Here is a 12,191-nt window from a genome sequence, read left to right as displayed (position 1 = left end):
ATGCAACAGTTTTCTTTTAAAAACAGAATCGCTTCCAATTACATCATCACGACTGCCTTGTTAATTTTGGTGGTCTTTTTTGCTATCTATTCTATAGTGCGATTTAGTGTCTATGTTAGGGTGAACAACGAAATCAAAACAGAAGTAGCCGAACACCTAAAAGAAATTGAAGTCATAGAAAACTGCGTCTTACTAATTGAAGAAGAAGAGTGGAAGACGAGTCAGTTTAACAAAGTAGAAGTCAGTCCGGCCTTCATCCAGTTCGTAGATGAATTAGGCGCGATGGTGGAAAAGTCGCCCAACTTAAAACAAAAACAACTGACCTACAAAGCCAATGCACCGGTGAATGAACTGTTTGACACCAAGTTAGAAAACATTTCAGTCAGACAAATTCAAGTGCCGTTATACCAAGGCACTAAGATCATTGGTTATATGATTGTGGCCATGTCGTTAGAAGATTCCATCATGGTATTGAACAACCTATTTACCGTGATGCTCATCGCGTATCCGATGATATTGTTAGTGCTGTTCCTAATCGCCCGATTCATAGCCGGCAGAAGCATCAAACCGATAAGCACTATCATCCAAACTTCGAATGTGATTACCAAAGACAACTTGAAATCGAGGATTCCTTTACCACAAAACAGAGACGAGTTGTTTACTTTGTCTCATACCATCAATAATTTATTAGATAGGGTAGAGAACGCCATTGAACGCGAAAAACAATTCACTTCCGATGCCTCGCACGAACTTAGAACGCCTTTAGCGGTAATTAAAGGGACTTTAGAAGTGCTGATTCGTAAACCCCGTAATCCTGAGGAATATAAAGAAAAAATAGATTTCTGTATCAACGAAGTAAACCGATTGAACCACTTGGTAGACGAGTTGCTTTTGTTGGCCCGTTTTGAAAACCAAAAGCAAACCTTAAAGTTGGAAAAGGTTTCCTTAAACGCGCTGTTTTTAGATGTTATTTCAAGGAATACCACCATTATAAGCGACAAGAAAATCAAGTGCATTGCCAAGTTCTCTAAAGATTATTATGTAACTACAGATGCCTATTTGCTTAACATCATTGTGAATAATATTTTAACCAATGCGGTCAAGTATTCTAAACCCAGCGATACCATCAATTTTGACATTATTGAAACCGAAAATGAATTGATTTGTTCGGTTTCTGATCACGGAATTGGCATAGCCGAAGAAGATTTACAAAAGATATTTGACCAATTCTACCGCTCCAAATCCAATGACCATCCCGAAATTAAAGGAACCGGTTTGGGATTGTCTATTGTAAAACGATTATCGCTTTTACTGCAAATTGATTTGCAAATTGAAAGCGAAGAGCACAAAGGAACCAAAGTTATTTTACGCTTTCCAAAATGATTTAGGACTTGATAATTATCATGTCTGACTCTTAAAATAAATCCTATATTTGAATCAATTAAAACACAACAAATTATGAATGACGCTCACTTACACATGGTAGTCAACCATTTTCCAATTATCGGGACGATATTTGGATTAGGCATTTTAATTGCCGGTATCGTAATGAAAAACAATGCGGTAAAAAATACAGCCTATGTACTACTGATTATCGCTGCAGTCTTTGGCTTTGCTTCAATGTCAACAGGAGAAGGCGCTGAAGAGTTAGTAGAAGACATGCCAAGTGTAGGCAAAGAAATCATTCACGAACACGAAGAACTGGCCGAAAAATTTGTTTTGGTGCTTTATGTAACAGGTGCATTTGCCTTATTGTCTTTGATAGCTACTGCCAAAAAACATGCTAAAGCCAATTTATTTTCTTGGATTACTTTATTGCTTGCTGTTGTTACCGTAGTTTTAGCCAAAGAAGTAGGTACTTCAGGCGGAGAAGTTCGCCATACAGAGATTAGAGAAAATGCCGTAAGTTCAGAAATCGCTGAGCCGCAAAATGAAATGGAAATCGAAATAGAATAGCCTAAATTTAATCATAGTTTATAAGAACCTAACCGTTAATTTGGTTAGGTTTTTTTATTATATAAGCCTATAAATTAAGATATTTCAATAAAAATTACGCTATACCGATTATCTGCTAATTTTTCAGAAATACTTTGTTATCATTAGGCAATAAAGTATATTTACGTTTTAAGTAAAACGAATACTAAGCATGCGCAGCCCTGAAGAAAATGTCGCGGAAGATTTAAATCCAAAGAAAATTATTGAACCCCAACTCAATATTATTTTAACCACCGACGAAGACGACGAAAGACCGGTTTACATTTCCGGAAATTTCAATAACTGGGAAACCCAAGACAAACAATTCGAAATGGAGCGTGTTGGACAAGGTTTGTACCATTACAAATTTGACCACAATTTCACTTATCCCGACGAACTTTTATACAAATTTACCCGAGGCGATTGGAGCGAAGTAGAGATTGATAAATTTGGCAATCGTACCGAAAACAGAAGTTGCAAACAACACAACGGCGTTCGCAAAGAACACGTGGCCAAATGGCGTCACAACTGGCTGCCCTTCAAATCCAAGTTCTTACCGGAAGTCCATTTAATCTCCGAAGAATTCGAAATTCCGCAATTGAATAAAACCCGCAGAGTTTGGGCGTTGTTGCCTCATGATTATAAAAATACTTCCGAGACTTATCCGGTGTTGTATTTGCAAGACGCACAAAATCTATTCAACGAAAAAGCCAAATACGGCAACTGGGAAATCGATAAAAAACTAGCCGTCATGGCCGAATACAAAATTGGCAAAATCATTATCATAGCGGTTGAACATGCGGAAAAAGAAAGAATCAAAGAATACAATGTTGGCAATACTGTTCTGGGTAGCGGCGAAGGTAAAAAGTACATTCGCTTCGTAACCGAAACTTTAAAGCCTTTTGTGGATGCTAATTTCAGAACCAAACCTGAACGAGAGCACACCGGAATTGGCGGCAGTTCTATGGGCGGCTTGGTCAGTATTTTTTCGGGGATTATGTATCCGGAAATCTTTGGGAAGTTGATGATATTCTCGCCATCGCTTTGGGTAGTGCCTAAAATCAAGTTGTCTTTCTTAGACATGGATGAACCGCAAGACACCCGAATTTATCTTTATGCCGGAGGCGATGAAAGTGCGACCATGATTGACCACGTAAAAAACTTTAAAAAACGATTACTAAAAAAAGAAGGGTTCGCCGATAAAATGAAGGTGCGTTTGAGCCTTAATATGGAAGGCAAACACAACGAAAGATACTGGAGTGACGAATTTCCCAAAGCGATTGAATGGCTTTATTTCAGTACTAAAGAAGAATAATATGAAAACAAAACAAATAAAAACCCTTGACGCTTTTATCGGAACTATTTTAATTCCGGTGTACGAAACCAATGCTAAAAGTATAGTACCGATAGAATACCATGGTGTAACAGTTTCCTCCAAAGTATTTTACGGAAAGAAAGACACCCATTATTTGGTCGAAAAATACGATTGTACTCATGTCTTTATTGGCTTGGGAAAAGAAATCGATTATAAATCCCTAAAAACGATATTCAGGCGTATAGCTTCCAAGCAAAAAGAGGTTTTTGGAACTAATGTAGCGTTGGTAATTCCCGATCAATTCAATGCCAATGAGGTGGAAGCCTCCGTTTCCGGATTGATTTTAGGCACTTATAATTTAGGCCATTACAAAAAAAGCGAAACCCATCCGTTAGCAGAAGAGCAGTTCGAGTTGCAATATATAGCAAAAAACGAGGTTCAAGAAGCGATTGTCAAGGGAATCAAAATCGCCAATGCCCAACTGGAAACTTTCAATCTGGTCGATTTACCACCAAACAAGGTCAATCCGAAATACTTAGCCGATTGGGCTATGGATGCCGGAAAGAAGTATGGTTTTGAAGTAACCGTTTTCGGCAAAGCAAAAGCGACAGAAATTGGGTTGCATTCTTTCCTATCGGTTGGAAAAGGCAGTGCCAATGAACCGCAATTCATCATCATGGAATACAAACCCGAAAATGCCCAAAAGCACATCGGTTTGGTAGGCAAAGGCATCACATTCGACACCGGCGGCTTAAACATCAAAACAACCGGAATGGTGCAAATGAAATGCGATATGGCCGGAGCTGCTGCGGTTTTGGGTGCCATGCAATTGGTGGCCGATTTACAATTGCCATATCGCGTTACGGCGATTGTGCCTGCTTGTGAGAATTCAGTCGATGCGCATTCTTTTATGCCAAGCGATGTCATCCAAAGTTATGCCGGACATTCGATTGAAATTATTGATACCGATGCGGAAGGCCGATTGATTTTGGTGGACGGATTGTCGTATTTAATCAAAAACTACAAACCCGAAACGGTAATCGATTTAGCCACTTTAACCGGAAGCGTCGTGGGTACTTTAGGCTACGAATGCGCCGGATTGTTTACCAATAATGAAGCGTTATCCAAAAAACTACAAGAATCCGGTGATGCCATTGGGGAACGTTTGTGGCCATTACCGCTTTGGGATGCTTACAAACCGGATATCGACAGCGAAATTGCCGATGTGAAAAACTATTCAGGGAAACCGGTGGCCGGAGCGATTTCGGCAGCGAAGTTTTTAGAGTATTTTACCGAAGACCATAAATCGTGGGCGCATTTAGACATTGCCGGTGTGGCTTTTGGCGATAGTGAATTTGCTAAGACCAAACATGCCACTGGGTATGGCGTTCATTTAATTACTAAATTTATTGAAAATCTATAGCGTATGGAAAATCCAATCAAGAATTTCATTTGCATATCGAATTACTTTAAAGGCAATGATTTCTTAATCAATTTGAAGAAACAAGGCAATAAAGTGTATTTAATCACTTCCGAGAAATTGCGTGACAAACCTTGGGCGTTTGAGTACATTGACGAAATATATTTCATGCCCGGACAGGATGTGGACTGGAACTTGGAAGAATTGTTGGCCGGAGTGGCCGGTTTGATGCGAGAACGAAAGATTGACGGCATCGTAGCTTTAGATGATTTTGATGTGGAAAAAGCGGCGTACTTGCGTGAAAACTTGCGCATGCCCGGAATGGGACAAACTACCGGTAGGTATTTCCGAGACAAGTTGGCCATGAGAATGCGCGCTAAAGATGCGGGTATTTCGATTCCGGCGTTCAGTCCGTTATTTAATGACACCGAAATTAATGAGTTTGCCGATACCGTTTCGCCGCCATGGGTTTTAAAACCGCGTTCGGAAGCTTCGGCTTCGGGGATTATGAAAGTCTATTCTAAAGATGAACTTTGGGAAAAAATTCACGGATTGGGAGACAATCGCATTAAATATTTGGTAGAACAATTCAAACCTGGCGCTGTGTATCATTGTGATGGATTGAATTGGCAAGGTAAAACTTTGTTTTCCATAACTTCTCAATATTTGGCGACGCCAATGGAAATCTCCCAAGGTGGTGGTATTTTCCGAAGTGCCAATATTCCTTATGATTCTAAAGATGACAAAGCCATCAAAAAACAAAACGAGCAAGTGATGAAAGCTTTTGGAATGCAACATGGTGCCAATCATACGGAGTTCATTAAATGCAATGATGACGGTAAAATCTACTTTCTAGAAACCGCTTCGCGTGTCGGTGGTGCGCATTTAGCCGAAATGGTGGAAGCTGCTTGTGGCGTGAATCTTTGGAGTGAATGGGCCAAAATTGAAGATGCCTTAGTTAAAGGCAAAGAATACAAATTACCCACCATCAAAAAAGAATACGCCGGAATTGTACTGACCTTATCCAAATTTGAACATCCTGATTTATCCGGTTTTAATGATGGAGAAGTGTGTTTCCGAGTACCTTTAGAATACCACGCCGGATTGGTAGTAAAAAGTGATAAACACGCACGAGTAAGACAATTACTAGATGATTACGCTGAGCGTTTGATTAGGGATTTTGCTACTACAGCGCAACAGGAAGCTGTAAAAAAATTGCATTAATAAAATCAACCGCAAATTCACGAATTGTAATTTGCGGTAAAAATATATGGCAAACAAGACCTACACCAAACTCAATTTTCACTCCCATACATTTTGTATTTGGAAAGAAGTGCCTTTTGCTGAAATAAAAGATTTAAAAATCAATTATACCAGCCAATCCGGAAGTCAATACATTTTTACGCCAGAAGGTTTGTATCGTATTTCCAATCATTGGGGAAGAGTGGCAAATTGTCATTGGCGGTTGATTCCTTTAACAGAATTTAAAAACCAAAACATAACGGTCGCTTTTGCTCGTTGGACAGACTTTTATTCCAATGATGATACTTCAAAGCTGTTTTATGTCAAAGTCAATTTTGAAACCAAGGAAGTTAATTTTTACCACAAACTCACCGCTGAAAATAAGGAAAAAATAGTTTTAAGAAACGCCAAGGATACTTCCAAAACCATCAGAATCATCAAAGAAGTCCTGACTCAAGAAGAATGGGCAAAGTATTTAAATTATGAAGATTTGGAAACCTTGAGAAACGAAATAGTAACGGAATTGGTAACTACTTCTAAGACTTTTTTGGAAGTGAAAAAAGCTTATTTATAAACAACAAACTAAAGTTAGTATACCTGACTGCCACTGGCAGTCCTCCTCTTAATATCAAATTTCAAACATCCCAACCGTTCCGCCAACCCAATCTTTGTCTTTATTGAATTTTACACCAATCATTTCACCGCGGCTTAGTCTGACTAAATTAGTGACTAGAGTAGGAGAAGACGCGTCTTTTTTCCAAACGGCAAGCAAACGAACTTCTGCTTTTACTTTTCCATCCGGAGATTGAATGATGGGCTTGTAGTTGACTTTCTTTTGCAAAATATACAAATCTTTTTCTTTGACAGCTTCGATGTCTTCACGTTTTACATGGAAAATCACGCCACTGCCTGAAAACGAAAACAAGGGTTTCAAAACATAGTTTTCTAAATCTGTTGGGATTTCTTTTAAGTCGGAAAGCAAAGTCGTTTCAATAAAATATTTTCCTTTTAAATAAGGCAAAATGAATTTGCTGATTCTGAAAAACCAATTCGGATGCCCGGCCCATTCAACGTCGTATGCTTTGGAAAAGTCGAAGTTCAACTGTAAGTCGGTGCGCAAATCCAATTCGTCGAAAATTACGCGGTTGTAAATACGTTTCACTTGGGTTTCTTCTCCTTGTTCATTTTTATAGAAAAGTTGGTTTCCTTTTTCATATAATTCAGTAACACAAACTACCGGAATGCCTAAATCCCTTTGACAATAATAGAAATCAATCTTGGTGTTTTGCTTTTCGGGTTCGATTTCGAGAAGGATTACGTTTTCTTTTGGAAGGTCATTGCAGATAACTTCTTCTATTAATTTCAAATAACTTTCCGAATTCAATCCACTTAAAAACGGCGTTAACTCAGCCAAAAAAGGGTAGTGGTTGACAAATTTTTGGGACAAATGATTCTGAAAATTGAAAAGCGAAGGAAAACCTTGTACTTCAATTAACTTGGGTACAATCTCACCATCTTCTTCACAAATACCAAAATCGATGGCTAAAAACGTGGTGTGATTGTCTTCATTTGGGACTTTTCGATTCAATTCTAAAGCCCTATCGGTAAGTGATTTGAAGTCGTCCTTTTGAATGAAATTAATAACTTCCTGACAACCTTCTAACAACTGTGCTTTTAACGCATTCGAAATAAAAAAAGGAGTTTCGCCAATTCGGAACGTCACTTTATAATTGAAATCAGCAGTGATGTCGTCTTGCATGGCTTGGTATTTAGCCAAGGTAAAGTTGTCGTTGAAAAGTTGGCGGTAGTTAGAATTCATTTTGTAAATCTAATTGGATATCGACTTTCTGTGTTTCATCAAATCATTAATGGCAATGCGCAAGAAATTCGGAATGATGGTTTCGTTGGTTTTATAGATTTTGTCTTCATCCAATAAGTCTTCCAGCATATCCCGGAACTTGGTTTTGCCTTTCATGGCAATAATGTGTTCACGTCTTTCTTTGTTTTTTAAATTCGCCACAAAACTCAAGGCATCCGCTTCGGGGTGGAATTGCAACCCAACAAACTCATCTGAAAAACGTACGCCCATAATAGCGCGTTCGTATTCTACATGTGTTCTTATTTTTTCTAAAGCGATAATCATCGCGCCTTTTTTGCTAAAAATACTCAGTTTAGGCTGAACCACTTGGTAATCACGACTGTCAATGGCATAAAACGGATTGTTCAAACCTTCTAAAATGGGATCATTGGTTCCGGCTTCGGTTTTGTGAATAGTCATTACACCGAACGAAGTGGCTTTTCGTTTATTAATCGTTGCCAAACCAAAGTGATGACAAGCCATTTGAAACGAATGACAGATGAATAACATGTGTTTTTTTACTTTTTGATCTTTATTCCAATTCCATAATTGATCAATAAAATCATACCATTTCAAATCCCAACCATCGCCTTCTAATGGATTTCCGGGTCCGCCGGTAGAAATAAAAATATCATATTTCTGTATATCCGGAAACTCAGATTTGCCTCTGACATCAAAAACTTGGAACGTAACAATTTGGTTAAATCTATTGATAATATCAATGATACAACGCATTCCTTGGTTGGGTTCTCCGTTGTACATGTCTAAAATCGCTATGCGAATGGGGTGACTCATTTTTTTTACAATTTGGTAATGCAAATTTAAACAAATAGTGGTCAGTGTTCCGTAATTAGTGTTCAGTTAATAACAATTCAATTAACAAATCTCTTGAAATTACAATCCTCTAGTAAATTCTGACGTAATCATATCTACTACTTTCGTTAAATCTTTTGTTTGATTGAAAACGGCTAATTGTTTATCGGCACCGGTACCATGATTTAGAATAGTGTGAACATAATTGATTTCGTCTCGACTGCCCAATTCGTCAACCACATCATCAATAAACTCAAGTAATTCAAGGATTAAGCTTTTGGTATTGACTTCTTGTTGCAAACCAAAATCAATCATATTGCCTTCAACGCCGTAACGTGCGGCACGGAATTTATTTTCTTTAATCAAAGCGATTCTATAGATATTAAAACTGGTGTTGGCCATCGTCAATTTGTACAACTTAGCCACAACCGCTTGGATTATGGCTACAATACACATGGCTTCATCAACGGTCAAACTCATATCGGTGATGCGAAATTCAATGGTATCGTAAAAAGGATGCAAACGCAAATCCCACCAAATTTTCTTCGGATTGTCGATGCATTTGGTTTTAACAAGCGTTTCCAAGTAGTTATCATAGGCTTGAACGCTATCGAAATATTCGGGCAAACCGGTTCTTGGAAACTTATCGAATACTTTAGTTCTGAATGATTTATAACCGGTATTTCGACCTTCCCAGAAAGGTGAATTGGTTGACAAAGCAAAAATATGCGGCAAGAAATAAGTCGCTTGATTCATCAATTGCAAACCAATTTCACGATTTTCAATTCCGACATGACAATGCATCCCAAAAATCAAATTGGATCGAGCCGCATCTTGCAATTCGTTTACAATATGATGGTATCTTGGATCGTCAGTAATCGGTTGGTCTTGCCAACGTGAAAAAGGATGTGTTCCTGCGCCGCCTACAACTAAGTTTTGTTTGGCTGCCAATTCAACAATTTTGCTTCTCAGAAAGCGGATTTCATTTTTAGCTTCTTTAACATTTTTACAAATATTGGTTCCGACTTCCACCACAGATTGGTGCATTTCGGCTTTTACCTGTTCGTTTAAAATGATTTTGGCACCATCGACAATTTTGGACAAATGCGAGCGTAAATCACGGGTTTGTGGGTCTATAATTTGGTATTCTTCTTCTACGCCTAGGGTAAATACAGGTAATTTCTTCGTCATTATTTCACTTTTAAATTATAAGGAAAGCTATTATTTCTCTGCGGCAGCGTTTTTAATGAAATCTCCCCAAGTTAGGTTAACTTTGCCCGGTTTTTGTTTTTTAGCGAAAGCTATAGCCATTTTGGCCGCTTCTTCCACAACCCATTCGAAGTTCTCGGCGCCAACCGAAGTATATTCAGCATCCGGAGCAGGATTTCCGAAGTCGATGGCGTACGGAATGCCGTCACGAACCGCAAATTCAACGGTATTGAAATCATAGCCCAAACCTTTGCAAAGGCGAAGTGTATAATCTTTGATAGTTGCCATTAATTTTTTATCGGTATTCGGATTTTCTACTACATATCTTAAATGGTGTGGATTTCTTGGTTCGTATGGCATGATGCGAACGGCTTTTCCACCCAAACAATACACGCGATAATAATCATCGAATACAATTTCTTCTTGTAAAAGCATAACCAACTGACCGGTTTCTTGGTGTTTTTGCCAAAATTCTTCTTTGTTTTCAAGGCGATATACGTTTTTCCAACCACCGCCGGCGTAAGGTTTCATATAAGCCGGAAAACCTATGTATTCGAAAATTCCTTCCCAATCCATTGGGTATTTCAGGTTTCTGAAGGATTTAGAAGTCGTATCCGTCGGATGTTCAGCTGAAGGCAGAATTACCGTATTGGGTAGCGGGACGCCTAAAGTATCAGCCAAACAGTTGTTGAAGAACTTATCATCGGCACTCCACCAAAACGGATTATTGATTACGTTGGTTCCTGTTAATGCTGCATTTTTTAAATAGGCGCGATAAAAAGGAACATCTTGTGATATTCTGTCGATAATTACGGCATATTCACCACCTTTGTTTTGCACGACTTTGTCAATAGAAACCGCTTCTGCGATGATGCCTTTCTCGTTTTTTGAATTTACTCTCTCGATAAATGCGTAAGGGAAAGTGTCTTCCATTCCGAATAAAATACCAATCTTTTTCATATCTCTTGTGTTATTATTTTGTCTTAGTTGTTGTTATTAAAAAAACTTTATTCTAGATAAATAATGTGGGAACATCTCGCGCCAAACCGGCCAATCGTGTTCTCGGTCTTGCCGAATGTCTAACCAATGCGGAATGTCTCTTTGGGAAAGGATTTTACTTAGTTTCAGATTGGCATCAAAACAGATATCCCAATTGGAAGTGCCAAGTATAATATCCATATTCCATAATTCACCATCATTTAATCCGTGTAAATAATCTTCCGGACTATTGTAGAATACATTGTCGTCCCAATGACCATCCATAAAACTTTTAATGGAAAAAGCGCCACTAAGCGAAAACATATGACTCACATACCCCGGATGTTTAAAGGCAAAATTGGCGGCATGATAACCACCAAAACTACAACCGGCTACAGCTACTTTTCCGGCGTAAGTATTATTTTTTACCCGTTCTACAATTTCATGGCAAATCATTTTATCATACCAAACGTGATTTTGAATACGATGAACAGGATGAATATTTTTATTGTAGAAGCTATCTTTATCAATACTGTCCGGACAAAAAATTTGTATCAATCCTTGTTCGATATACCAACGAGCACTTTCTATTAATCCTTGATCTTTATTTTCGTGGTAACTTCCCATAGAAGTAGGGAAGAGGATGACCGGATAGCCGGCATGTCCGAAAACCAGCATTTGGATTTCACGGCTCAAATTAGGCGAATACCATTTAAAATATTCCTCTTTCATAATTGTTATTCGTTTTAACAATTATAATGAAAAATTTGTTGTGAAATGCGTAAAACTTTGAATCTTATTAAGTTTTGCGATAAAATATTTAATAATATTTAGTTATTGAAAATTCTCCAAAAAAAGTAGTAAATACAAATACGGAATTTAATTATTGTCAAGAATAACAATAATATAAATCCCGTATGTATTACTAAACAGTAGTTAAAACTGTTGGTATAATCTAAAAAAGTCAGCAACTAAGCTTCGAGTTCAATTAATTGGATTTGACTTTTAAGTCTCTCAATTAACATATTCATCATCCGTTTATTAAGATTGGAGGAATTCTGAATGTATTCTGCATATTCATCCAAAGTAAAAAAGGCGATGACCATTCCTTTTAGAGAATTTCTGAATTTGATATCTCTTTGGATAACGTTTTCTACATAAGCCATTTTCTTTTCAGGCGTCAATGAAAAGAAAACATTCTTTTGTTTCATGGCATAATTGATAAAAACTTGAATGAACAAATCATTCTGCAGCTTTAAAATAGGACGAAGGGTTTTGTTTTGAAAAACTTCCTCTAACGAGGACTGACTGGTTATTGTTCCTAAAGATTCTCCTCTTAACTCTAGAACATTGTTGTCTCGGGCTTCCATTTTTTCTTTTAA

At 37.9% G+C, this 12,191-nt stretch carries 12 protein-coding genes; 6 read left to right on the top strand and 6 right to left on the bottom strand.

Annotation, left to right across the window (positions count from 1 at the left end; genetic code table 11):
* The 6 genes from ICG50_RS07975 to ICG50_RS07950 all read left to right on the top strand — a co-directional run bounded on the left by ICG50_RS07975 (window position 1) and on the right by ICG50_RS07950 (window position 6,525).
* The gene (locus ICG50_RS07975; protein ID WP_187660384.1) at window positions 1-1,383 is read left to right on the top strand and encodes a sensor histidine kinase; all 1,383 of its coding nucleotides are present in this window, start codon (window positions 1-3) and stop codon (window positions 1,381-1,383) included.
* A 75-nt stretch (window positions 1,384-1,458) separates the two neighbouring features.
* Complete coding sequence (locus ICG50_RS07970; RefSeq protein ID WP_187660383.1) at window positions 1,459-1,956, top strand: DUF2231 domain-containing protein; 498 nt, start codon at window positions 1,459-1,461, stop codon at window positions 1,954-1,956.
* A 190-nt stretch (window positions 1,957-2,146) separates the two neighbouring features.
* On the top strand, window positions 2,147-3,289 hold the full coding sequence (locus ICG50_RS07965) for an alpha/beta hydrolase (RefSeq protein ID WP_187660382.1): 1,143 nt from the start codon (window positions 2,147-2,149) through the stop codon (window positions 3,287-3,289).
* Window position 3,290: 1 nt separating this feature from the next.
* Window positions 3,291-4,712, top strand: a complete 1,422-nt coding sequence (locus ICG50_RS07960; RefSeq protein ID WP_187660381.1) for a leucyl aminopeptidase family protein — start codon at window positions 3,291-3,293, stop codon at window positions 4,710-4,712.
* A gap of 3 nt (window positions 4,713-4,715) precedes the next feature.
* Complete coding sequence (locus tag ICG50_RS07955; RefSeq protein WP_187660380.1) at window positions 4,716-5,933, top strand: ATP-grasp domain-containing protein; 1,218 nt, start codon at window positions 4,716-4,718, stop codon at window positions 5,931-5,933.
* Between the two features lie 46 nt (window positions 5,934-5,979).
* Entirely contained in the window at window positions 5,980-6,525 is a 546-nt protein-coding gene (locus ICG50_RS07950; protein WP_187660379.1) for a hypothetical protein, read from the top strand.
* Window positions 6,526-6,579: 54 nt separating this feature from the next.
* Here ICG50_RS07950 and ICG50_RS07945 read toward each other — a convergent pair whose 3' ends face one another.
* From ICG50_RS07945 to ICG50_RS07920, 6 genes are all read right to left on the bottom strand, one after another.
* The gene (locus ICG50_RS07945; RefSeq protein ID WP_187660378.1) at window positions 6,580-7,770 is read right to left on the bottom strand and encodes a hypothetical protein; all 1,191 of its coding nucleotides are present in this window, start codon (window positions 7,768-7,770) and stop codon (window positions 6,580-6,582) included.
* Between the two features lie 9 nt (window positions 7,771-7,779).
* Window positions 7,780-8,604, bottom strand: coding sequence for a type 1 glutamine amidotransferase (locus ICG50_RS07940; RefSeq protein WP_187660377.1), 825 nt, complete (start codon window positions 8,602-8,604; stop codon window positions 7,780-7,782).
* A 99-nt stretch (window positions 8,605-8,703) separates the two neighbouring features.
* Window positions 8,704-9,813, bottom strand: a complete 1,110-nt coding sequence (locus ICG50_RS07935) for a carboxylate-amine ligase (RefSeq protein WP_187660376.1) — start codon at window positions 9,811-9,813, stop codon at window positions 8,704-8,706.
* Window positions 9,814-9,843: 30 nt separating this feature from the next.
* Window positions 9,844-10,791 (bottom strand): ATP-grasp domain-containing protein, encoded by a 948-nt coding sequence (locus ICG50_RS07930; protein WP_187660375.1) that lies wholly within the window; start codon window positions 10,789-10,791, stop codon window positions 9,844-9,846.
* A 36-nt stretch (window positions 10,792-10,827) separates the two neighbouring features.
* On the bottom strand, window positions 10,828-11,541 hold the full coding sequence (locus ICG50_RS07925) for an esterase family protein (RefSeq protein WP_187660374.1): 714 nt from the start codon (window positions 11,539-11,541) through the stop codon (window positions 10,828-10,830).
* Between the two features lie 239 nt (window positions 11,542-11,780).
* Complete coding sequence (locus ICG50_RS07920; RefSeq protein ID WP_187660373.1) at window positions 11,781-12,179, bottom strand: glyoxalase; 399 nt, start codon at window positions 12,177-12,179, stop codon at window positions 11,781-11,783.
* Between the last annotated feature and the right edge of the window lie 12 nt (window positions 12,180-12,191).

It is taken from the genome of Flavobacterium buctense (assembly GCF_014486695.1).
Taxonomy (GTDB): Bacteria; Bacteroidota; Bacteroidia; order Flavobacteriales; family Flavobacteriaceae; genus Flavobacterium; species Flavobacterium buctense.
The sequence above is the reverse complement of the archived record's forward strand: the minus strand, read 5'-3'. Positions and strand labels throughout refer to the sequence as shown.